A 23331-nucleotide genomic window follows, 5' to 3' on the forward strand; every position below is an offset into this window, starting at 1 on the left:
CAAACGGCGGGGGTGGGGGTTACGTCGGGAAATCCAGTTCCGGGGTCAGGCGATACGCGGCCTGGAGCTCGGCCAGGCCAGCGGGCTGGCCTTCCAAACGCGGGGAGGTGCCGCCGGCGCGCAGTCGCGCGGCCAGCTCGGCCAACAGTGCCAGCCCGGCGCTGTCGACGGTAGTGACGTTGGTCAGGACAATGCGTTGCGCACCGGCGAGCTGTGCCGACGCTTTGGGCCAAAGCGCGGCGGCCGCAGCGCGGTCCAGCGCACCCGTGAACACGAGCGCGTCGCCGTCCCGCTGGACGCCGGCGTCAGTTGCCGCTGGCACTGCCATTGACCTGCAGCCTGCCGGCCTTCAGGTCCGCCGCCACCTGGGCGATGGACTTCTGCCGCAGCGGCGTATCGAACTGCGTCTTGAACGTCTGCACGAAGGACACGCCTTCCGGCAGCACGTCGAACACCTTCCACTGGCCACCCACGTTGCGCGCGTAGAAGGTGATCGGGGTGACGGTCTGGTCGGCCTGGACGAACTCGGTGTCGACCTTCACGCCGCGACCGCCGGGCAGCGGGCTTTCAGACTTCACCCGCACCTTCAGACGCGCGTTGAAGTCGGCCAGTCGTGCACCATAGGCCGACAGCAGGCGCTCGGTCAGGGCCTGGCCGAACAGCTTCACGTCGGCATCGGAGGCACCACGGCCGTGCACGCCCAGTACCAGTCGGGCGGCATAGTCGCCGTCGAACAGCGTGTTGAACTCGGTGGTGACGAACTGGCGCAGTGCGGCCGGGTTCGACTTGAATTCGGCACGGCGCTGGTCGAGCGTGGTCAGGATGCGCGTGCTGCTGGCCAGCACGACTTGGCTGGCACTGGCCTGTTTGGTGGCGGTGGCCGGTGCCGCGGTCTGCGCCGACACAGCGAGCGGTGCGGACACCAGCAGCGCGGCAGACAGCACGACGGACAGGAGGGAGGGCTTCATCAGGGTCTTCATGGCGTGGGTTCTTCCGTAACGGGGGGCGCGGCCGTCTCGCCGCTGGCCGGGGTTTCCCCGGAGCCTGCACCGGCATTGTTGGTGCCGCCGCTGAACATGTACTTGCCGGCCAGCTGCAGCAGGTCCACCGCTGGCTGGGTGAAGGCGATCTCTTCGCCGGGCTTCAGGACCTCCGGGTCACCGCCCGGCGACAGGCCAATGTAGTTCTCGCCCAGCAGGCCGCTGGTGAAGATGCCGGCGGCGGTGTCGGCCGGCAGGTCCTTGTACTGGCTGTCGATCGACAGGGTCACCAGGGAATCGAACTTGACCGGATCCAGCCGGATGTCGGCCACCTGACCGATGACCACACCGCCGATCTTCACCGGGGCCTGCTTGCGCAGCTGGCCGAGGTTGGAGAAGCGCGCGGTCAGCTCGTAGCTGCCGCCGCCCACACCGAAGCGCTTGTTGGTGGAAGCCAGCGCCAGCACCAGCAGCGAGGCCAGGGCCAGCAGCAGGAAGGCGCCGACGGCGAACTCGAGACGGGGTCCACGGACGGACATGGGTCAGCTCCTGAAAAGCAATGCAGACATGACGAAATTGAACATCAGCACCAGCAGCGAGGCATTCACCACCGCGCGGGTGGTAGCCACGGAGGTGCCCTCGATGGTCGGCTCGGCGTGGAAACCCACGTAGGCCGCGACCAGGGCGGCCGTACCGCCGAAGACCGCCGACTTCAGCAGGGCCACGCCGAAGTCGTCCCAGAAATCCACGCTGTTCTGCAGCGCGGACCAGAACGTGCCGTTGTCCAGGCCAAGCACGTGCACGGCCTCGAAATAACTCGCGCTGATCGCCAGCGAGCAGAAGAAACCGGTCAGCAGCGGCACCGTCAGCACCGCCGCCCAGAAGCGCGGCGCCACGGCCTTGGCCACCGGATCGATGGCCATCAGTTCCAGCGCCTTGATCTGGTCGGTGGCGCGCATCAGCCCCAGCTCGGCCGCGATGGAACTGCCGGCGCGGCCGATGAACAGCAGCGCGGTCAGCACCGGGCCCAGCTCGCGGTACAGCGACAGGCCGAGCAACGTGGACAGCGCATCACTGGCGCCGAACGTGGTCAGCGTGCGGTAGCCCTGCAGCGTCAGCACCAGACCCACAAACGCACCGCCCACCGCGATGATCGGCAGCGAGCGGCCGCCGATCTTGTAGATCTCGCGGGTCAGCTCGGCGAAGAAGTCCCGGGTCGGCTTCGATGCACGGAACACCGACAGTGAGAACAGGCCAGCGCGGCCCAGCGAACGGGTGGCTTCGACGAAGGGCATCAGTGCACCTCCCCAACAGCGCCGTCTGCCGCGCTTGAGCCGTCATTCCGGCGAAAGCCGGAATCCATTGTGCTCTTGCGGTTGCTCCGGGCCTCGCGGGCAGAATCAAAATCAACATGGATCCCGGCGTTCGCCGGGATGACGAGAGGGACAATCTGCGCCGTGCAATAACGCATCACGCAGCCTCCCCGCGCTTGACCGTGTCGAACGCGATCGGGCCATCCGGTTCGCCGCGCAGGAACTGCTTCACCAGCGGGTCGGACGTCGCTTCCAGTTCTGCCGGCGTGCCGGAAAACACCAGTCCGCCGTTGGCGATCACCACCGCCTGGTCGGCGATGGGCAGGGTTTCATGTACGTGGTGGGTCACGATGATGCTGGTCAGCCCCAGGGTGTCGTTGAGGCGCTGGATCAGGCTCATGATCACGCCGCTGGCGATCGGGTCCAGCCCGGTCAGCGGCTCGTCGTAGATCATCAGCGGCGGGTCCAGCGCCAGCGCCCGGGCCAGCGCCACGCGGCGCGCCATGCCGCCGGAGAGTTCGCGAGGATAGGCGTCGGCGGCGGCGCGCAGGCCCACCGCATTCAACTTGAAGTCCACCAGCCGGCGGATCAGTGCCTCCGGCAGCTTCGTGTGCGTGCGCAGCGGGAGCGCCACGTTGTCGGCCACGCTCAGGTCGGTCAGCAGGCCGTTGCCCTGCAGCAGCACGCCGATGCCCTTGCGCATGTCCAGCAACGCGCGGCTGCGGTGCGGCACGGGCTGGCCGAACACCTCCACGCTGCCCGCCGCTGGCGGCAATTCGCCGGTCAACGCGGCCAGCAGTGTCGACTTGCCGCTGCCCGACGGACCCAGCACCGCGGTGATGCTGCCGCGCGGCACCGACAGGTCGATGTCGCGCAGGATGGTGCGACCGCCGCGATCAAGGCGGAGGCCGGACAGGTGCACGGCAGGGGCGTCGGCAGGCGTCATGGGCGTCGTCGGCGAGGGGGGCGGAGCGGGGGAGTAGCGGGTTAACGCAAAAACAACGATGTAGCTTCACGGCCAACGGCTGAACATAAACCGTACCGCGCAGTTTGATTATTGTGGCACCCGACCGCCGCCCGCGCGCACGGTCGTGCGGGATGCTGTGGCCCAAACCGCTGTGTCTTCGGCGCCATGCCGGCATCCGGCACAATGGCGACGACGATGACGACCCACGCCACGCCCGACTTCCGCCTCTACCACTCCAACGCGCTGGAGGTGCTGGCGGGCCTGCTGGCACGGGAATTGAGCACGGCCGCGCCCGGCGTGCCGCTGCTGGCGCCGGATACCGTGCTGATCCCGCAGGTCGCGATGCGGCGTTGGCTGCAGGCCACGCTGGCCACCGAGCACGGCATCGCCGCGAACCTGGAATTCCTCACCCCCGGCGAGTTCGTCGCATGTGCGCTGGACGCCAATGTGCCGGGCGAGGGCGACGATCTCGATGCCGCGACGCTGCACTGGCGGCTGTACGCCGCGCTGACCGACCCCGTGCTGCTCGCGCGTCCGGCCATGGCGCAGATCGCCGCCTACCTGGCGGGTACCGCGTCGCGCCGGCCCGATCCACTCAAGCCGTGGGCGCTGGCGGGGGAACTGGCCGACGTGTTCGAGAAGTACCAGGCGTGGCGCCGCGACTGGTTGCTGCGCTGGGAAAGTGGCGCCGATCCCGACGACCCGCAGGCGATCCTGTGGCGCCATGTCGCCGGTGGCCACGACTATCGCGCGCGGCGCATCCAGCGCTATCTCGACCGCTTCGAGGGCTCGGGCCAGCCGTTGCCGCAGGGACTGCCGCCACGCGTGTTCGCGTTCGCCACGCTCAATGTCTCCCCCGATGTGCTGCGCGTGCTGGCTACGCAGGCGCGCGTGGGCACGCTGCATTTCTATGTCCCTTCGCCGGTGAAGGACTACTGGGGCGACCTGCAACGCCTGCGCGCGGGCGCCGAGGACGACACGACCGCCGACGCCCGCCTGCTGCAGGCCTGGGGTGCGGCGGGGCGCGACTTCATGGCCGTGATCGGCGGTTACGAACTGGTGCATCCCAGCCTGGACGTGCGCGGCCACGCCGATCCCGGCGCAGGGGGCGGCAAGTTCCAGGGCAGCCTGCTGCGGCGACTGCAGTCGGACCTGTTCCATCGCCGTGCGCAGCCGCCCGACCTGCTGCCGGCCCTGCGCACCGACGATCCCAGCCTGCAGGTACACGCCTGCCACACGCGCCTGCGAGAACTGCAGGTGCTGCACGACCAGCTGCGAGCGTTGCTGGAGGACGACCACTTCGATCCGCCGCTGCAGCCGCGCGAGATCGCGGTGCTGGCGCCGGACATCGACCCGTACGTGCCCTACCTGGAAGCCGTGTTCGGCGCACCGGGCGATGGCGACCGGTTGCCGTACGCGCTGGCCGACACCAGTCCGCTGGCGGGCGAGCCGTTGGCCGACGTGTTCGTGCGCCTGCTCGGCCTGCCGGTCTCGCGCTTCGGCACCCACGAGATCCTCGATCTGCTCGCCAGTGCGCCCATCGCGGACGCGGCCGGTCTCGATGCCCCCGCCTTCGAGCGCCTGCACGCGTGGCTGCAGGCCGCAGGCGCGCGCTGGGGACTGGATGCGAAGCACCGTGCCGCGCACGACGCGCCCGCCGACGATGCCTACACCTGGCAGTTCGCGCTCGACCGCCTGCTGCTGGGCCACGCCAGCGGCGCGCAGGACGACATCGCCGGCGTCGCGCCCTGGCCGGAACTGGAAGGCAGCGCGCTCGATGCGCTGGACATCCTGGTCCGCCTGTTGCGCGTGCTGGCGCGCCACCAGAAATCGCTGGGCGAAGCGATCACGCCCGCGCAATGGCGCGAACGGCTGCTCGGACTGCTCGCCGCACTGCTGCCCCGCGAGCCCACGCTGCCCGCCCGACAGCGCGCACTCGACCGCCTGCGCATGCTCATCGACGACTTCGCCGCGCAGGCGGAGAAAGCGGGCTATGCCGACACCGTGCCGGCCGACGTGGTGCGCGCGCACTTCACCACCACGCTTGCCGAAGCCGATACGCGCGCGCCCCTGCTGACCGGCGGCATCAGCTTCGGCCGCATGGTGCCGATGCGGCTGCTGCCGTTCCGCGTGATCTGCGTGCTCGGCATGAACGATGGCGACTATCCGCGCCGCGATCCCGCCGCCGGCCTGAGCAAGCTCACGGCCGAACTCGGCACCGACAAGCGCCGGCATGGCGACCGCTCGCTGCGCGAAGACGACCGCTTCCTGTTCCTGCAACTGTTCGCCGCCGCGCAGGACGTGTTCCTTCTCAGTTATCTCGGTGCCGATCCGCGCGACGGCAGCGCACGCGAACCGTCGGTGCTGGTCAGTGAACTCATCGACGCCGCCGCGCAGCAGCATGCCGATCCGGCGTCCGTCGCCAGGGCGCTGGTGGTGCACCATCCGCTGCAGCCGTTCTCGCCCGCCGCGTTCGGTGGCGATGACGACCCGCGCCGCTTCAGCTACCGCCGGCAATGGCATCCCGCCGCCGACCAGCTGGCAGGGCGACGCTCGCCCCTGCCGCGCTGGTTCCCGGGCGACGCGATGCCGCCACCCGACGACGCCGGCTCCCCGCTGTCGCTCGACCTGCTGCGCCGCTTCCTGACCGCACCGGCCGAGCAGTTCCTGCGCCAGCGGCTCGGCCTGCGGCTGGACGGGATCGACGAGACGGGCGACGACGTCGAACCGTTGCTGCTGCCGGGCCGCGGCCTGGCGCGCAGTGAAGTGCAGGCGGCCGTGTTCGCCGGGGCGCTGCAGGGCGACGATGACGCCACGCTGCATGCCGCCCTGCGCGCCCGCGCACTGCTGCCCTCGGGTCCGCTGGGGCGGCGCACGCTGGCCGCGCTGCGCAGCGAGGTCATGCCGTATGCGCGCGCCTTCGCCGACTGGCGCGGCGGCGACGTGCCGGCGACGCAGCGCATCGAGGTGGACATCGACGGCGTCGCATTGCACGGCACGCTGGCGGGCGTGTATCCGCACGGGCTTGCCCGCGTTCGCATCGGTGCTCCGGGCGGAAACGCGGCGATCCGCGACGGCCTGGACTGGCTGCTCGCCAGTGCGGCCGGCCTGGCGCTGCCCCTGGTTCAATTCCACGAAGGCGGCAGGAAGCCGGCATCCGGCCATCCGTTCGGTCCCCACGTGCGCCCGCCCCTCGCTCCGGACCAGGCGCGCACGGTGCTCCGGCACCTGCTCTGGCTGCGCGAACAGGGCTTGCGCGAACCGCTGCCATTCGCGCCTTACAGCGGTTGGGAATTCTTCGCCGCCGCGCCCGACATGGAAGCGGGCCTGAAGGAAGCGGCGAAGAAATGGTACGGAAGCGAGCGCAGCTGGAGCGAAGGCAGCGGAGATGCGCTGCGGCTCGCGCTGCGCGGGTGCGATCCGTTCACCGATGACGCCACGCGGTTGCGGTTCGCGGATCTTTCGATGTCGATCTATCTCGCGGTCACGCAGGGCGAGGTCTACGCCGGCACCGATCCCGATGCGTTGCGCGCGCTGGCTCCCGTCTTCGACGCGGAGGACGCCGGATGACCGCCGCGCACGATCCCTATCTCGCGCTGCCGCTCGATGGCGTGCAATCCATCGAGGCGTCCGCCGGTACCGGCAAGACCTTCACCCTGGCCACGCTGGTCGTGCGGCTGGTGGTGGAAGGCGGCCTGCGCATCGGCGAGATCCTGGCCGTCACCTTCACCGAGGCCGCCACCCAGGAGCTGCGCGCGCGCATCCGCGCCCGCCTGCTGCTGGCGGCATCGCTGCCCGCTGTCGCCGCGGCCGATGAAGGGCCGGAAGCGGCATTGACGCGCGCGCTCCTCGACGCGCATCGAGCGCGGAGTGGCGAATCCCCCACTGCACTGCATCGCCGCCTGCGCGAAGCCGCCGACGGCATGGACCTGGCGGCGGTGTTCACCATCCATGGTTTCTGCGCACGGGTGCTGCGCGAACACGCCCTGGAAAGCGGGCACGGTTTCGATGCCCCGCAGTTGCTCGCCAACGACGCATCGCTGCGGCAGGAAATCGCCGCGGACCTGTGGCGCGCGCATGGCGTGGACGATGACGGTGCGGAGGATCTGCTTGCACTGTGGAAGGGCGGCCCCGAGGCCCTGGCGGCCGACCTGCCCGTGTTGCTGCGCGAACAGCGGTTGCAGCCGCACCCCGTCGATCCGCTGCCCGCCGACCCCGCACCCGCGTTGCGCGCAGCGGGCGAAGCACTCGCTGCCGCGTACCACGCCCACGGGAACGCGTTCCGCGATGCCCTGGTCGCCGCAGTGGAGGGCAAGGTGCTGCACGGCGGAAGCTACAAGGTCGAGTGGATCACCGCGCTGTTCGACGCGCTGGGTGCGTGGGCGGTCGCGGATGATGCCGGCGTGCCATTCGCGCACGACAAGCTGCCGCAGCTGCGCCGTGAGGCGCTGCTGCAGAAAACCAGCAAGGGCGGCACGGGCCGCACCCCGGCGTCGCCGTTGAGCGATGCCATCGACGTGTACCTGCAGATGCAGGACCGCATCGAGGCTTACCGGGAGGCGCGCCGCGTCGCCCTGCTGCATCGCCTGCGCGACGATGCCCGGGCACGGCTGGTGCTGCGCAAACAGCAGCTGCGCGCGCAGACCTACGACGACCTGATCGACGGCGTCGCCGACGCGCTCGAAACGCCGCATGCGGACGCCCTGGTGCAGCGCCTGCGGGCGCAGTACCGCGTCGCGCTGGTCGACGAGTTCCAGGACACCGATCCACGCCAGTGGCGCATCTTCGACCGCGTGTTCGGCAGCAGGAGTCCGCAGCCGGCGCTGTTCGTCATCGGGGATCCCAAGCAGGCGATCTACGGCTTCCGTGGCGGCGACGTGGAAACCTACCTCGCCGCGCAGGCCGATGCCGTCGCCGCGCCACCGCTGTCGCACAACTTCCGTTCGCGGCCCTCGGTGCTGCGCGCCATCGAAGCGCTGTACGCACAGGCCGGCGACGCCGCGTTCGTCGATGAGCGCATCCGTTTCCATCCGGTCGCGCCCGGCGGCACCCGTCACGATGACGACTTCCAGCGTCATGGCACGGCCGCACCTGCGCTGACCGTGTGGCAGGCGCCATCGCCAGCGCCCGGACCGGACGGCAAGCTCAAGCCCTGGGACGCAGGCACCTCGCGTGAGCTGGCCACCGCTGCCTGCGTGGCCGCCATCCATGGCGTGCTGGTCGAGGCGCGGTCCGGCGCGGCGACGATCGCCGGCAGACCCGTGCGGCCCGGCGACATCGCCGTGCTGGTCCGCACGCACCGGGATGCCACCCGCATCCGGCAGGCGCTGGCCGAGGTCGGCATTCCCGCCGTCGCGGCCGGCAAGCTCAGCCTGTTCGCCACGCCGGAAGCACGCGAACTGCATGCGCTGCTGCGCACGTTGATGCACGGCGCGGACGACGGCCATCTGCGCACCGCGCTGTCCACTGTCTTGCTGGGCGTGGATGCCACCGGCATCGCCGCACTCGAGACCGACGGCGATGCGATGCGCCGCTGGCAACAGCGCGCACAGGACTGGCGCGAACGCCTGCAACGCGGTGGCCCGCTGGCGCTGGTCAACGACCTGTGCGCGGAGCACGCCCCGCGCCTGCTCGGCCTGCTCGACGGTGAGCGCAGGCTCACCAACTACCTGCAGACGGCCGAAATGCTGCAGGAGGCCGACGCCCGTACGCTCGGCCTGCCCGGCCTCGTCGACTGGCTGGCCGCTGCCATCGCCGATGCCGGCACCGGCGCCGATGACGACGCGCAGCTGCTGCGGCTGGAATCCGATGCGCACCGCGTGCAGGTGGTGACGCTGCACAAGAGCAAGGGCCTGGAGTATCCGCTGGTGTTCCTGCCGTACGCAGGCATCGGCGGCAAGGCGCCCGATCCCGGCCAGCGTGTCGTCGTCACCGACGCGGATGGCCGCGTGCTGCACTGGAAGCTGCAGGAAGAGGTCTCCGGCTGGAGCGCGGCCAAGGCGCAATGGAGCGAGGCACAGCGCGCCGAAGATGCGCGCCTGCTGTACGTCGGCCTGACCCGTGCCTGCCACGCGCTGTGGCTGGCAGCGGGCGCCTTCTACCAGCACGCCCAGTCACCGCTGTGGGCGATGGTGCGCGATGTCGACGCCCTGCGGGCGCGCGACCCGGGCATCTGCATCGACTCCACGTCGCCGCCCGCGGCATTGCCGTGGTTGCCGTCCGTGGCCGAGGGCGCGGTGCCGCCCGCCCGCATCGCCCGGCGTTCCATCGCGCCCGACTGGTGGGTCTACAGCTTCACCCAGCTCGCACATGCCGATGCGGGCCACGCCATCGATGCCGCTGCCACCGAGGCCGATGGCGCGGCCGCGGACGAACCGGTGCAGCCGCCCGATGACGCAGACGCATCCCCCGGCATCACCGCCGACGCGTACGACCCGCGTTTCAGTGGCAGCCGTTTCGGCAACGTGCTGCATGCGGCGCTCGAAGACACCCGCTTCAGTGCATGGGCGCAGTGGCAGGTGGGCGATGCGGCGCCGGAAGGAGAACATGCTGCCCTGCTCGCCGCGCTGCGCAGGGAAGGCTACGCCCAGGACGACCTGGCCGACGGCATCGCGCTGCTCACCTCGCTGGTCGGGCGCACGCTGACCGTCGCGCTGCCCGAGGGCGGCGCACTGCATGCGCTGGGCGAATACGAGCGGCGTGCCGAAATCGAATTCCATTTCGCCCTCGCGCCCACTGCCGTGCCGACGTTGCTGGCGCTGCTGCACGCGCATGACGTGGTGCGCGCCCGCCAGGGGTTCGGCCTGCGCTCGCGGCTGGAAGGGTTGATGACCGGCAAGATCGATTTGACCTACGTGCGCGACGGGCGCTGGTACGTGCTCGACTACAAGTCCAACCGCCTGCCGCGCTACGACGCGCCTGCGCTGGCCGCCGCGATGGCGCACAGCGAGTACGACCTGCAGGCCCTGGTCTACACCGTCGCGCTGCACCGCTGGCTGCGTTTCCGCCTGGGCGACGGCTACGACTACGCGCGCGACTTCGGCGGCATCCGCTACGTGTTCTGCCGCGGGCTCGAACCCGCGCGCGATGCGTCGCTCGGTGTGCATGCGCAGCGCTTCGCGCCGGAACTCGTGCACGCACTCGACGCCCTGTTCGCCGGCCACGGTCGGGAGGCGGCCGCATGAGCCTGCTCGAGGCCCTGTTCCGCAACGGCCACCTGCGCACCCTGGACCACGCCCTCGCGCAGAGCCTGCGCCGCCTGGATGCGTCCACGCCCGACGCGGTACTGGCCGCCGCCGCGCTGGCGTCGCTCGCCGTCGCCAAGGGCCATGCCGGACTCTCGCTGCGCGAGCCGCAGGCACTGCTCGATGCCGAAGCCCCCATCGACTGGCCATCCGCCGACGCGTGGCGCGCATGCCTTGCCGCCTCGCGCTGGGTGGCGACGCCGGACGATGCCGATGCCGCCGCCGATCCGCACGCGCCGCTGGTGCTGGAACAGAACCTGCTCTACCTGCGCCGCTATCGCGAGTACGAACGCGCGCTCGCGCTCGGCCTGCAACGCCTCGCCGCGCACGCGGTGCCGGCAACCGGCATCGATGCGCTCGCGCCCGTGTTCGCGCAGCTGTTTCCGCCGGCCGCGCACGATGCTCACCAGGCGCGTGCCGCCGCGCTCGCGCTGCGCCATGCCCTGCTGCTGGTCACAGGCGGTCCCGGTACCGGCAAGACCACCACGACCGCGCGCCTGCTGGTGCTGCTGGTCGCACAGGCGCAGCACGCGGGCCGTGCCGCGACGCGCATCGCCCTGGCCGCGCCTACCGGCCGCGCCGCCGAACGCATGGCCGAGAGCGTCCGCCATGCGGTGCAGGCCTTGGCGGCGCAGGGCGTGGACGCCGACCTGCTCGCGACGCTGCCCACCACGGGTACGACGCTGCACCGGTTGCTCGGCACGATTCCGGATTTGCCCCGCTTCCGCCATCACGCCGACAATCCGCTGCCGTTCGACGTGGTGGTCGTCGACGAAGCCTCGATGATCGACCTGCCGCTGATGGCCAAGCTGGTGGACGCCGTGGCCGATGGCACGCGCCTGGTGCTGCTGGGCGATCCGGACCAGTTGCCATCGGTGGAAGCGGGCGACGTGCTGGCGGCCATCCTCAGCGCGGCGGGGCAAGGCAACGACCTCGGCATGCAGGATGCCGGGGCGCTCCGCCCGCTGCTCGGTGATGTACCGCCCGCTGATCACAAGGCAAGCGAGGATCATCGACAGGGCCGCTTCGCCGGCATCCGCGTGCACCTGCAGCGCGGCTGGCGCCAGAGCGAGGCCCTGCAGCTGACGCCGCTGGCCGCTGCGGTGCGCGAAGGCGATGCCTCCGCCACGCTGTCGCAGCTGCGCGGCGACACGCTTGCCGGCGTGCGGTTCCACGAAGACCTGGCCGATCCTCTCGACGCGCAGCGCGAAGACCTGCTGTCGCACTGGCGCGCGCTGGGCGAAGCCGCCACGCCCACCGACGCGCTGTCGCTGTCTGCGCGCCTGCGCATCCTCACCGCCGTGCGTGAAGGCCCGCAGGGCGCACGCACGTTGAACGCCCGCATCGAGCGCCTGCTGGTGGAGGGCGGCACCGGCCTGCAGCGCGCCGGGCAGGGCCACTTCCACGGACAGCTCGTCATCGTCACCGAGAACAGCTATCGCCACCGCCTGTTCAACGGCGACATCGGGCTGTGTTTCCGCGATGCGAAAGGCGTGTTGCTGGCCTGGTTTCCGGGCGACACACCCGCACAGCCGCGCGCGTTCCACCCCGCATCGTTGCCCGCGCATGAGTCCGCGTTCGCCATGACCGTGCACAAGGCGCAGGGCAGCGAGTTCGACGCGGTCTGGCTGCTGCTGCCGGCACGCGGCAACCGCGTGCTGTCGCGCGAGCTGGTCTACACCGGCATCACCCGCGCCCGACGCGAACTGCACGTCGCCGGCAGCGAAGCGGTGATCCGCGACGCACTGTCGCGGCATGCAAGCCGGTGGTCGGGGCTGGGCTGGCGGTTGGCGCGTCCACGCATCGCGTCGTAACACCGCAGTGCGGTGCAACCGCATCGCACGCGCGTCGCAAAGCATGAACACGGGTTTGCGGTCACGCCCCCAAGGGCGTATACCTGTCCTGGCTGACTGGCAGTCTCCTCCGCCGCCTCCCGCGGGCCGATTTCTCTCCCTCTCGGCTTACCGAACGCGACTGAGCGCGTGCCGAGGAGGTGTGTATGACGAACCAGCAGGTCCAGGTGTTCATTCTCCATCTGGGATCGCAGCAATCCATTGGTCCCGGTGACCTGCGGGTGATGTGGGCCACGGCGTGCGAATCGCTCGATATCGCGGTGTCCCGGCGCGAGCTTGGCCACGGTCACAACACCGGTCGCCCGTGCTTCAGTCTGTGGGCGGGCCGCCAATTCCATCGCGCACCGGCCGAAAGGCGGATGCGTGCCCTGCTTGAAGCGCGTGGTTTCCTGTTCACGCTTACGCATACCGCCCTGTAGGAGGGTGCATGGCTTTTGATGTTGGGATCGGCAAGTGCCGGTCGGTGTCGTCGGATTCGGTGGAAGTCTGGGTGGATGGTTCCATCGTCCGCCGGCTGGTGCCGGAGACCAAATGGCAGCGTGATGGCATCAGCGTGCTGCATGTGCCGTCGAAGCTGTGCAGTGCCCGTCATCCGTTGACGGTGGGCGAGGAGGTGTTCCTGGACACCGGCCTGATCAACGCCAACAGCGTGGGCAAGCTGGATGTGGCCGGCGGTGGCGAGTTCGCCAAGGCACGCCTGTCGATGCTGGTGCCCACCATCGACCCCACCCCGACGCCCCCCCAGCCCTCGCGCAAGGCGAGCTGGCGCTGAGAACCTCCCGCGCGTGCCCCGGCACGCGCCGTCAGATGGTGGTTGCGCCTTCCCGATGACCGAAGCGGCCCCACGCCGGCCGACGAATGGTGCGTGCCCGACGTCGGGGTTCGCACGCTCATGCCAGCCTATCGCGCTGGCGCTGCTGCCGGCGTCGCCAACAGACCCAGTTGCTTCATCAGCCCAAACGAATCGGCGCAGGTCCATTCTTCGGCGATTCGTCCGTCCGCCATTCGAAACAGCGTCGTGCCCGTGATCTGCACTGCGCGACCGGTCGCCGGAATGCCATTCCCTGTGCCGGTGTTGGTCCCGCGCGCCGTCCAGTGCACGGCCACCAGATCGCGCTCGGCAACCTGTTTGTCGACCGTGATGTTGAGATCCGGAAACGCCTCGCGCCATCCCTTGGCTTCTGCCATGCCGTCGGCATGGGTAAAGTTTCTCCTGCCGCCGTGGCCAACGAAGTCCGCGCTGTACGGCACTTCGAATCGACCCTGATTCAGGCCTTCCTCGTACACCCTGCGGGTGACCGACTTGTTGAGTTCCAGAGACTCGGCGCGAACGCCGTCGGATGCAGTGGCTCCGCATGGGGTCATGCCGGTGAAGGCGACGAGTGTTGCCATTGCGGAAAGCAGAATGTTGCAGGTTTTCATGACCATCTCCGAAACGCGGAAGTGCGTGTTGCGGATGATGGAGCCGTGTACGACTGCTCGCGCGCCCCTGGTGTCGGGCGGACGTGGTGGTGGGATGAGTGGCGGCTGCGGAGTGACGGGCGCGCGTCACACGTCGGCGCTGCCGTAGGGCTTCATGCAGCGGCCGCGTTGGCCGCGACCCTGGAGGTTACGGTTGAGATCGCCTCTCCCAAGCGGCGGAGCGCACTCTACCGTGTCGCCCGCACAGCGAGCTGAGCGGAAAAAGGGCTCAGCGAAACAACACGTCGAGCGCCGCTCGATAACGACGACTGCCGTTGACCTGTGCCCCGTTCTTGAGGAGAACGACGAAGTCGCCATTGAACAGTGGCTGGACTTCGCGAATCCGGGCGATGCTGACGATCGCTGCGCGTGATACCCGGATGAAACATTGTGGATCCAGGCGGGACTCGAGGCTGGCCATCGTTTCGCGCAGCAGGTGCTGTTTCGCGCCTGTGTGGATCTCGACGTAGTTTCCTGCAGCGACGATACGATCGACCTCGTCGATGTCGAGCAATCGAACGCGTCCCTCTGAACGGATTGCGAGTCGCGTGGGATAGCGCTGAGGTGCACTTCGATCGATCGATTTCAGCACCTCGGAAACGCGGCGGGCGAAGCTGTCATCGGGATGGCCAACGTGCGAACGGGCGCGCTGCAGCGCACGGCGAAAGCGTTCCGGATCGATCGGCTTCAGCACGTAGTCGATCGCTTGGGCATCGAACGCGCGCACAGCGTGTTGATCGAATGCGGTCACGAACACGACCGCCGGCATGCGGTTGCCGCCGATGGCTTCGATGACGGCGAAGCCATCGAGTTCGGGCATCTGCACATCGAGGAAGACGAGGTCGGGCGAATGCGCGCTGATCGCCGATATGGCCGCTCCACCGTCATCGCACTCTTCTACGACTTCGATGTCCGGCTCCTGCCGCAGGAGCCGCACTATCCCGCGGCGGGCGACCGGTTCATCGTCAACGATCAGTACGCGGAGGGTCATGCGACAGTGTGCCAGGGTAACTCGATCTCGGCGATGACGCCGCCGTCGTCGGAATTTCGCACTTCGAAGCGTTGCCTGTCCGCATACAGCAAGCGCAACCTCGCCCGCGTGTTCGCCAGGCCGATGCGTTCGGTCGTCGACGGTGGCAATCCCCGGCCGTCATCCGAAACGCGCAGCAGCAGGGCATCGTCCTGCCGGTCCGCCCTGATTTCAATGTGCCCAGGTCCCGCGCGCGTGGCCAGTCCATGGCGCAGGGCGTTCTCAACCAGGGGCTGGAGGATCAGGTTGGGGACCCGTGCTTCACGCACCTCGTCGGGGACTGCGATTCGGTAGCTCAGACGCCCCTCGAAGCGGGCCTGCTCGATCTCGAGATAGCTTTCCAGAAAGCCGATCTCCTCGCCAAGCGGCACCTCATGCGCCTCGCTGCTGTCGAGCGAGCGGCGCAGCAGGGCGCTCAGTTGCAAGAGGATCCGATCCGCCGAGTCGGCATTCTCGTGCATCAGCACGGAGATCGTATTCAGGGCATTGAAAAGGAAGTGAGGCTGCAACTGGGTGCGCAATGTCTGCAAGCGGGCGTCCGCCAGCTGCGCTTCCATGCGGAGCTGCCGACGATCCTTTTCGCGGGCGGTCCGCACCAGACGCTCCACGTGTGCCGCGGCGACGATGAGCCAGTACACCGGGAGATTCAGGAGAAACGTCGTGCCGAGCAGCCGGTTGAAGGTGCCGAACCAGGTGGGCTCGACCTGGGCCGCGCCGATCATCGGCGCCGCCAGCGCGAAGAGCGCCAGGTTGACCAAGGCGCAGATCCCCGAAGCGAGGCCGTGGACCACGAGCGCGCGGAGGATCTGCGGTCGTTGTAGCGGAAACCGTGCCGCAAGCCGGAGGGCGGCCGGCGTGAGGGCAGCCCAGACGCCGGCCCAGACGAGCCAGATGACACTGGCGCGGACCCACGCCAGCGGTTCGCCCCGCACCTGGGCGGCAAACCAGGCCTGCCCGGCGAAGAGCATCGCGACCAAGGTCCATGCCCCGAGGATGACCACGCCCCGGCGACCGAATCCGGACCCGTTCTCCATCGTCGGTGTCGCCATGTCGGGCTCTTTTCCAGCGAGGTGTGCCACCGGCCGAGCTGCCTCCCGTCGCCGATCCCGTCGCCGGCGTTGGCAGCATACCCAATTGCTCCATCCCCCCGAACGAGTCGTCGCACATCGATCCCTCGGCAATGCGCCCATCGGCCATCCGGAAGCGAATAGCGCCTGTGTTGATCGCCTGCGATGTCCGGTGCGCATCTCCAGCCTTTCGGCGAGCGTGCTGTCGACGGCCACCTTCCGGTCTGGAAGCGCAACGTGGAAGCCGTTGAGTTCGACCATACCGTCGGCGCCATGGCCGACAAAGCCCGGACTGCAGCGCGCGTCGAATCGGCCCTGGCTCAAGCCCTCCCCTGGTGCCGGCAAGGACGAGGGCCTCGATGGAGCCTGGCGCGAACTGACCTCGCGCTTTGGCCGCAACCACGCACCGAACACCCGACACTGGGAGCGGCGGCAACGACTGACGCGCGACCGCCCCAGACAGCAGAAGGCCCCGCAACGCGGGGCCTTTCTTTTGCGGCAATACCACTCTGCGTGGCCGGCGATACCGGCCGCGCCTCACTCCCCGCCCGGCCGTTTCCCCGTGACCGACCACTGCGTCAGCGTGCGGAAGGCCTCGCCGATCTGCTCCGGGGAAAACCCACAATGCCCTTCGCCCGCGTCGGGCAGCACCAGCGGTGCGATGACGTCCCCGCCCGCGCGCACGAGGGCCGCATAGAGGGGCTGCAGACGCGGCGCGATGGTCGGGTCGCCGGCGTTGTACTGGATGACCAGCGGCTTGCGCATCTGCCCGGTAAGTGCCGGTGCGGTGGCTGCATAGGCCATCGCCGCCGCATCGCCTGCATGGCGTGGCACCGCTGCATTGAACACTGCGTTGTCGCCGAACCCCGTGTACACCGTGCGCGTGTTGTCCACCGGCAGCCCACCCGCGCGGCGTCGCATGTCGTTGAATACCAGGGCATGCAGGCTGACGATGCCGGGCATCGCGTCGACAGGCACCTCCATGTGCTTGGCCAGCAACGCGGCGGCGTCCGGGTTGCCGGGCAACGCGCCGGTCACCGCGTTCATCACGTCCATCTGCCCGAGCTCCGCCGCGGCAGGACCGGACAGCCCACCGTCGGGTACGCCCGTGGCTCCGGGGAAGAACGCATCGAACGCCACCAGCGTGGTGAACAACTCTTCCGCCAACCGTGCGCCCGGCACGTTGGCGCCGCACAGCGACAGCGCACCGTCGTACTGCGCCGGCTGCTGTTCAAGACTGGCCACGGCGATGCCGCCGCCCATCGAGAAACCCACCAGCCACGTGCGACGCGGTGCGCCATGGCGTTCGACGAAGTGCGCGCGCAGGCGCTCGGTATCGTCGATGCCATCGCGCATCGCCCAGCCCTGCGTCGCGAATCCGCTCTGCGCCACCGCGTAACCCTTCGACAGGAACACCGGCGTGGCCTCGTTCGCCGGCCACGGCGACGCGCGCGGCACGCCGACCGGCTCGAAGCCGTGCACCAGCATGACCAGCTCGCCATTCCAGTCGGCGGGAATGTCGATGCGGTACGGCGCAGCGGCCAACGTGCCGGTGTCTTCCACCGGCGGTGCCACCGCCGTGGAGGCATCCACGGCATGTGCCGGCGGCAACGCCAGCAGCAACGCGATCGGCAGGCAGGTGAGCAGGCGGTGCAGGCGCATGGTGGAACTCCTTGTCAAAGCGATGCGGCGGTCGCTGTCACCACATCAGGTCGTCGGGTACCTGGAACTGCGCGTAGTACGCATCGTCCTCGGAGGTGGCGGCCCCGGTGTCGGTGCCCTGGCCGTGGTCCAGCACGATCATGCCGGCATCGCGTTCGCGCACCTTGTCGGCGGCCACGCGCGGCAGCAGTTCGTAGCGGTCATCGATATGGGCAATCACCAGCGCGCCGGCAGACAGCTTCCTGCGCAAGTCATCGTTGACCAGCACGGTACGGATGGCGCCGTGGGCGGTGAAGCGGTATTCGACTTCACCCGTGCGCGGCACCTTGCGGTCTTCGATGATCTGCCGCGCCTGTGCACGCAGTTCCGCGCTGCGCGCCTGCGCCTTGCGTTCGGCTTCGATGGCGCGGTCGCGTTCGGCCTTCTCGGCGCGTGCCCGTTCCGCATCGCGCTGGATGTCGTTGGGCGCGGCCGGTCCCTTGCCGTGGCGCGCCTTGTTCTGCTCGCGCGCGACCTCGGCCAGTTTGGATTTCTTGACCAGGCCTGCCTTGAGCAGCTGTTCCTGTAACGGATTTCCCTTTGCCATGTCGTGGTGTCGTGCAGGAGGTTTCCGGGCCATCATACCCGCCGTCCCCGCCCGCAACCTGCCGTCCACGCCCACGATGGATGCCCTGAAATACCTCGCCGGTTACCCCGCCGACCTGCAGGCACGCGTGCGTGCGCTGATCGCGCAGGAGCGGCTGGGCCCGATGCTGGCCGACAAGTACGGCCAGCTGCATATGGTGCGCAGCGACGGCCAGCTGTACGACTACGTGCAGGCGTTGAAGGAACGCCACCTGCGCCGCTCGGTGCCGCTGGGCAAGGTGGCTTACGACAGCACGCTGCAGGTGATGAAGCACGCGCTGGGCACCCACACCGCGATTTCGCGCGTGCACGGCAGCCGGCTCAAGACCAGCCGCGAGATCCGCATCGCCACCGTCTTCCGCGACGCCCCCGCCGAGTTCCTGAAGATGATCGTGGTGCATGAACTGGCGCACCTGAAGGAAGCCGACCACAACAAGGCCTTCTACCAGCTGTGCACGCACATGGAACCCGACTACCACCAGCTGGAGTTCGATCTGCGGCTGTACCTGACCCATCTGGAGATGGGTGCGGGCAGGTAGCACGCGCAAGTGCAACGCACCCGGGGTATGAAAAGGGGGGCGTGCAGTGCTCATGCTTCTCCCTCGCCCCGCGCGCGGTGGAGCAACTGTCTTGATCCAGGGGCGACGCAACCGCCGCTGCGTGTCGCGCGTGCATGATGCATTCGAAGCCGGCGTAGCCCGAATAAGGCCAGCGGCCGCATCTGGGCACACGGGGCCGGACATGTCCCGATGCCCCGGGTGCGCTGTGCTTACCCGGGCTACGTGGCTTCAGCACCGCCTTTCTGCTCGCCCCTCATCCGCCCTCCGGGCACCTTCTCCCCGTGAACGGGGAGAAGGATTCATGGCGCGGGGCGTTTTTCTTCCCCTCATCGTCTGTGGGGAAAAGGAGGCATGGCGGGAGAGTTCTCCCTCGCCCCGCTTGCAGGGAGAGGGCGCCGAAGGCGGGTGAGGGGCGAACGGAGCGGAGGTACGTCCACTCGCTGTTCGCCGTCAGCGTCCGGTGACGTGCACGGCGTCAGCGCGGCTGGCACACCGGCGGGTTGGTCATGCCGAACGACAGCAGGTTGCCGCCGTTGACGGTGCAGGCATACGTTTTGCCGTTGCGGGCCTTGAGGGTGACGTAGGTGTTGGTGCCCTCGGTGCGGCGTTCCGCGATCGTCAGTTCCGAGGGGGACAGACCGAGCACGCCACCGGTTTCGGACAGGATGCGTTCGTCCGACAAGGTGTTGGTGCGGCTGGCAATGGAGCTGCAGCCGGCAGCAGTGAGGCAGCCGAGTGCCAGGACATTCCAGGCGAGGGTGCGAAAACGCATCGTGTGATTCCTTTTCATGATGGGGGTCGGAGAGGCAACGCGCGCGCAGACCCCGGAAGCGCGCGCGGGTGGATCACAGCGCCAGTTCGAGCGTCGCCTCGGCGTTGAACGTGGCCGACCAGCGCCCTGCGCCGGTGGCGCGCAGGTCGTACAGGCCGTAGGGCGTGGCCAGTGCGGCACGCGACAGCGAGCCGTCGGCAGCCAGCGAGACGATGCGCAGGCGCTGGCCGGGCCACGCGTAGGCGTTGGCGAAGAAGGCGCGCAGCGGTTCGGCACCGGCCAGTTCGCCGACGCAGCGGCCGTGCTCGATGCGGAACGAAGCCTCGGTGTCGAAGCGCGCGCCCTTCAGCGTGCCGGCCAGGCGACCCGAGGCGGGGCAGGCCGCCGCGACCAGTCCGTCCGGTTGCGATCGGAATGGCGCCGCCAACACCTGCGCAGTGGGCTCCATCGCCGATGCCCACATCGCGTTGGACAACACGCTGGCCGCGGTGTCCTGCGCCGGCCACAGCATCAGCACGCTGCGCGCGCCGGTGGTGATGCCGGCGTGGTGCGCGACGGGCTCGCCGTCGGCATCGCGGCCGATGCGCCAGCCGAAGCCGACGTCGTAGGTGCTGTCATGCGCGGGCTCGCCGCTGGCCAGTCGCATGGGTTGTCGCATCGCCTGCCAGCGCGCGGCGCCGACGATGCGGTGCTCCAGCACGCGGCCGCCGAAGGTGGCCAGCGCCTCGGGTGTGGCGGCCAGTCCACCCCCGGGCCAGGTATAGCTCATGTCGGTGCGCGGTACGTGGCGCACAGCGCCGTGTTCGATGTCGTACAGCTGCGACGCGCGTCCGCCATCCGTTTCGCCGTCTGCACCGATCGCCAGGCCATCGGTGACGTGGTGGCGGACGTAGTCGAGGAAGTGTTCGCCCGAACGCGCTTCGATCACCGCGCCGAGCAGCGTGTAGCCCCACGACGAATAGCGGTAGGTGGTACCGGGGGCCGACAGCAGCGCGCGGCCGGAGAAAATGCCCACCGCATCGCGCGCGGTCGGATAGCGGACGCGACCGAGCACCTGCAGGTCGTTGCCGGCGTAGTGCGGTGCGCCGGATGTGTGCGAGGCAAGCTGGCGCACCGTCACGGGCGACCACGTCGCCGGCAGCCAGGGCAGCGCGTCGCCGACGGGCGCATCGATGTCGATACGACCTTCTTCCGCCAGTTTCGCCGCCGCGGTGGCGGCGATGACCTTGGAGACGCTGGCCAGCCGGAACACGGTGTCGCGCTGCACCGGCGAGCGGGCTTCGACATCGCGCAATCCCGCGCAGCCGGTCCACACCACGCGGCCGTCGCGCCACACGGCGGCGCCCATGCCCGGCACACCGTTGGTGGCGACCAGTGCCTGCAGCAATTTTTGCGCAGTCATGGCGGCGGCATCGTCGGACGGCCCATCGCAGGTGTCGGCGGCAAGCGCGGGCGTCGCCGTGCAGGACAGCGCGAGTACGCATGCGGTGAAGCGCAGTGGCGCGAACGGACGGAAAAAAGTGACGCGCATCGGACGGCTCCGGAAGGGGAGCCCTCACCCTAATAGCGCGATCCTGCGTTGTCGTTGCGCGTGCGGCTGCACGTGCACGCGCTGCGCCGATCCGGTGGGGCGGTGTTCGCGCGGAGGACAAGACGGCGAGCGTCCGCGCCGTTACCGGGGTCAGCCGCCCGCGTGCAGCGCAGACAGCAGCGCGTCGATATAGGTGCGGCTGACGCGCACCGGCGTGCCGTCGTGCAGCCGCAGCACCGCATCGCGGTTGGTCAGCGGCTGCAGTTCCGCCACCTGGTCCAGGCGCACGATGGAGGAGCGGTGTACGCGCACGAAGCGCGCCGGGTCCAGCTGCGCAGCGAGCTGGTGCAGGGACTCGCGCACGATGTACGTGCGTTCGCCCACGTGCAGCACGGCATAGTCGCCGTCGGCGCCGATCCACGCCACGCTGGCGGCCCGGATGAAGAGCGTGCGATGGCCGATCCGCACCAAGAATTTCTCCAGGTGCCGCGCCGGGGTGGCGGTGGGTGGCGTGCGTGCCGTGTCCAGGTCGCGCAGACGCAGCAGCTGGCGCGCGCGGGCCAGCGCTTCGGCAAAGCGCACGTCGTCGACGGGCTTGAGCAGGTAGTCGACGGCGTTCAAGGCGAACGCCCTGACCGCGAAGCTGTCGTGCGCGGTCAGCAGGATCGCCAGCGGTCGCTGTTGCGGCGACAGCGCCGCCAGCACGTCCAGACCGGTCATGCCCGGCATCTGCACGTCCATGAAAACCAGGTCCGGCGGTTGCGCCTGCAGGCCGGCCAGCGCGGTGGTGCCGTCTTCGTATTCGCCCACCACCTGCAGATCATCGAAGGCGGCCAGCAACGACAGCACGCCACGCCGTGCGAGCGGTTCGTCGTCGACCACGCAGACGCGGATCACGTAGCCGGCTCCGGCGCGGTGCGCAGCGGCAACGTCAGCCGGACGCGGTAGCGCCCCGCGTCGATGTCGGCCTGCAGGCTGGCGCGGTCCGGATAAAGCCGGGCGAGGCGGCCACGCACGTTGTCCAGGCCGACGGCGGTACGCGCGTCCTCCGATCGTGGTGGTGCTTCGCCGGGCGCAGGGAGGTCGTTGTCGATGCGGATGTCCAGCTGCGTACCGTCGCGGGCGATGCGGATATCCAGGCGGCCCGGTGCACTGCGCGGGGCAATGCCATGGCGGATCGCGTTCTCCACCAGCGGTTGCAGCAGCAGCCCGGGCACATGCGCGCCCAGCACGCCGTCACCGACATGCCACGACAGCAGCAGGCGCCGGCCCAGCCTGGCTTTCTCGACTTCCAGATAGGCTTCGGTCATGGCGATCTCTTCGGCCAGCGTCACCTCATGCCCCGCGCGTGCATCGAGCACCGCGCGCAGGAAGTCACCGAGGCGAGCCAGCATCTGTCGCGCTTCCGTACCGCGCTCGTCGGCGACCAGCGCGGAAACCGCATTCAGCGTGTTGAACAGGAAGTGCGGCTGCAACTGGTAGCGCAGTGCACGCAATTCGGCATCACGCGCCAGGGCGCGCGCCTCCAGGTGCCGGGCCTGCTCGTGGCGCAGTTCCGCGCAGTACGTCACCACCGCATGCACCGCGCAGTACGCCACCAGCACCAGCCAGGCACCTTCCAGGCCACGGAACAGCAAGCCGACATCCAGCGTGCCCGGCGCGACGAGACGCGCCAGGCTGCCTGAGGTGGCGGCCTGCAGCGCGACACTGAGCAGGCGCGTGGCCAGCGCCATCGCATAGGTCGTCAGCAGCAGCACCAGCGCGATCCGCCACACCGCCATGCTGCGTCGCCACAGCCAGCGCTGCAGGGCAGTCAGCGGCAGCACCCACAGCACGAACGCCGACAGGTACAGCGTGCGCGCCAGCGTGGCGTTGCCGTGGCCCAGGATCGGCATCGCCATCACCAGCAGGCAGACGCCCAGCGGCAGGCCGGCCAGCACCGGCAGCCAGAACGGCGGCAGCGCGTGCCGGCCGGCGCGTGCAGGCGTCATCGGCATGCCGCACCGTGTTCGCAACAGGTTGAAGGACGTTCAGACGGACACATGGGCGAGGGGCGGGCTCGGAGTGGATGAGGCATGGCGCGCGTCCATGCGCGGTCGTACGACGGCCATGGTCGGCGGGGAGCGCACGGACGCGCAATGGCGGATGCTCTGGGCGCCAGCTCAGCATGGCCGCCGGCACCGCCACCAGCGCGCTGCGCCAGGGCGGTGACGCCATGCGGTGGTGCGGTTGGCCGCAGCCATGGACGCCGCACGCCTGCGTTGGGC

General features: G+C 69.4%; 20 protein-coding genes. 6 read left to right on the forward strand and 14 right to left on the reverse strand.

Features of this window, described 5'->3' with window-relative positions; translation table 11 throughout:
• Positions 1 to 19: 19 nt before the first annotated feature.
• The 5 genes from IB223_RS18020 to IB223_RS18040 all read right to left on the reverse strand — a co-directional run bounded on the left by IB223_RS18020 (position 20) and on the right by IB223_RS18040 (position 3239).
• Positions 20 to 322, reverse strand: a complete 303-nt coding sequence (locus IB223_RS18020) for an STAS domain-containing protein (protein WP_343227227.1) — start codon at positions 320 to 322, stop codon at positions 20 to 22.
• Positions 306 to 968 (reverse strand): ABC transporter substrate-binding protein, encoded by a 663-nt coding sequence (locus IB223_RS18025; protein WP_192203169.1) that lies wholly within the window; start codon positions 966 to 968, stop codon positions 306 to 308. Before IB223_RS18025 ends, IB223_RS18020 begins: the two co-directional genes overlap by 17 nt.
• Positions 969 to 976: 8 nt before the next feature.
• The gene (gene mlaD, locus IB223_RS18030; RefSeq protein WP_192203170.1) at positions 977 to 1519 is read right to left on the reverse strand and encodes an outer membrane lipid asymmetry maintenance protein MlaD; all 543 of its coding nucleotides are present in this window, start codon (positions 1517 to 1519) and stop codon (positions 977 to 979) included.
• A gap of 3 nt (positions 1520 to 1522) precedes the next feature.
• The gene (locus IB223_RS18035) at positions 1523 to 2275 is read right to left on the reverse strand and encodes an MlaE family lipid ABC transporter permease subunit (protein ID WP_192203171.1); all 753 of its coding nucleotides are present in this window, start codon (positions 2273 to 2275) and stop codon (positions 1523 to 1525) included.
• 175 nt (positions 2276 to 2450) lie between these two features.
• Complete coding sequence (locus tag IB223_RS18040; RefSeq protein ID WP_192203172.1) at positions 2451 to 3239, reverse strand: ATP-binding cassette domain-containing protein; 789 nt, start codon at positions 3237 to 3239, stop codon at positions 2451 to 2453.
• Between the two features lie 216 nt (positions 3240 to 3455).
• Between IB223_RS18040 and recC the strand changes: the two genes are divergently transcribed.
• The 5 genes from recC to IB223_RS18065 all read left to right on the forward strand — a co-directional run bounded on the left by recC (position 3456) and on the right by IB223_RS18065 (position 13129).
• On the forward strand, positions 3456 to 6830 hold the full coding sequence (recC, locus tag IB223_RS18045; RefSeq protein WP_192203173.1) for an exodeoxyribonuclease V subunit gamma: 3375 nt from the start codon (positions 3456 to 3458) through the stop codon (positions 6828 to 6830).
• Entirely contained in the window at positions 6827 to 10444 is a 3618-nt protein-coding gene (locus IB223_RS18050; RefSeq protein WP_192203174.1) for an exodeoxyribonuclease V subunit beta, read from the forward strand. Before recC ends, IB223_RS18050 begins: the two co-directional genes overlap by 4 nt.
• Positions 10441 to 12318 (forward strand): exodeoxyribonuclease V subunit alpha, encoded by a 1878-nt coding sequence (gene recD, locus IB223_RS18055; protein ID WP_192203175.1) that lies wholly within the window; start codon positions 10441 to 10443, stop codon positions 12316 to 12318. The genes IB223_RS18050 and recD overlap by 4 nt, the downstream gene beginning before the upstream one ends.
• 185 nt (positions 12319 to 12503) lie before the next feature.
• A complete protein-coding gene (locus tag IB223_RS18060) occupies positions 12504 to 12776 on the forward strand; it encodes a hypothetical protein (protein WP_142122901.1) in 273 nt (90 codons plus the stop codon).
• Positions 12777 to 12784: 8 nt separating this feature from the next.
• Positions 12785 to 13129, forward strand: a complete 345-nt coding sequence (locus tag IB223_RS18065) for a hypothetical protein (RefSeq protein WP_142122902.1) — start codon at positions 12785 to 12787, stop codon at positions 13127 to 13129.
• Positions 13130 to 13257: 128 nt separating this feature from the next.
• On the opposite strand, the gene IB223_RS18070 is transcribed toward IB223_RS18065, so the two are convergent.
• From IB223_RS18070 to IB223_RS18090, 5 genes are all read right to left on the reverse strand, one after another.
• On the reverse strand, positions 13258 to 13779 hold the full coding sequence (locus tag IB223_RS18070) for an ester cyclase (RefSeq protein ID WP_192203176.1): 522 nt from the start codon (positions 13777 to 13779) through the stop codon (positions 13258 to 13260).
• A gap of 268 nt (positions 13780 to 14047) precedes the next feature.
• A complete protein-coding gene (locus IB223_RS18075; RefSeq protein ID WP_192203177.1) occupies positions 14048 to 14809 on the reverse strand; it encodes a response regulator in 762 nt (253 codons plus the stop codon).
• Positions 14806 to 15897, reverse strand: a complete 1092-nt coding sequence (locus tag IB223_RS18080; protein ID WP_192203178.1) for a histidine kinase — start codon at positions 15895 to 15897, stop codon at positions 14806 to 14808. Before IB223_RS18080 ends, IB223_RS18075 begins: the two co-directional genes overlap by 4 nt.
• Before the next feature lie 555 nt (positions 15898 to 16452).
• On the reverse strand, positions 16453 to 17577 hold the full coding sequence (locus IB223_RS18085) for a hypothetical protein (protein ID WP_225591195.1): 1125 nt from the start codon (positions 17575 to 17577) through the stop codon (positions 16453 to 16455).
• 37 nt (positions 17578 to 17614) lie between these two features.
• Positions 17615 to 18163 carry a DUF2058 domain-containing protein gene (locus tag IB223_RS18090; RefSeq protein ID WP_192203179.1) on the reverse strand — a complete coding sequence of 183 codons (549 nt, stop codon included), beginning with the start codon at positions 18161 to 18163 and terminating at the stop codon, positions 17615 to 17617.
• Positions 18164 to 18239: 76 nt separating this feature from the next.
• On the opposite strand from IB223_RS18090, the gene IB223_RS18095 reads away from it, so the two are divergent.
• A complete protein-coding gene (locus IB223_RS18095) occupies positions 18240 to 18740 on the forward strand; it encodes a M48 family metallopeptidase (RefSeq protein ID WP_192203231.1) in 501 nt (166 codons plus the stop codon).
• A 496-nt stretch (positions 18741 to 19236) separates the two neighbouring features.
• On the opposite strand, the gene IB223_RS18100 is transcribed toward IB223_RS18095, so the two are convergent.
• From IB223_RS18100 to IB223_RS18115, 4 genes are all read right to left on the reverse strand, one after another.
• Positions 19237 to 19533 carry a hypothetical protein gene (locus IB223_RS18100; protein ID WP_192203180.1) on the reverse strand — a complete coding sequence of 99 codons (297 nt, stop codon included), beginning with the start codon at positions 19531 to 19533 and terminating at the stop codon, positions 19237 to 19239.
• 73 nt (positions 19534 to 19606) lie between these two features.
• The gene (locus IB223_RS18105; protein WP_192203181.1) at positions 19607 to 21064 is read right to left on the reverse strand and encodes a serine hydrolase domain-containing protein; all 1458 of its coding nucleotides are present in this window, start codon (positions 21062 to 21064) and stop codon (positions 19607 to 19609) included.
• 150 nt (positions 21065 to 21214) lie between these two features.
• The gene (locus tag IB223_RS19060) at positions 21215 to 21961 is read right to left on the reverse strand and encodes a LytTR family DNA-binding domain-containing protein (RefSeq protein ID WP_192203182.1); all 747 of its coding nucleotides are present in this window, start codon (positions 21959 to 21961) and stop codon (positions 21215 to 21217) included.
• Positions 21958 to 23055 (reverse strand): histidine kinase, encoded by a 1098-nt coding sequence (locus IB223_RS18115; protein ID WP_192203183.1) that lies wholly within the window; start codon positions 23053 to 23055, stop codon positions 21958 to 21960. Before IB223_RS18115 ends, IB223_RS19060 begins: the two co-directional genes overlap by 4 nt.
• Positions 23056 to 23331: the final 276 nt, after the last annotated feature.

This window comes from Pseudoxanthomonas sp. PXM03 (assembly GCF_014852005.1).
Taxonomy (GTDB): Bacteria; Pseudomonadota; Gammaproteobacteria; order Xanthomonadales; family Xanthomonadaceae; genus Pseudoxanthomonas_A.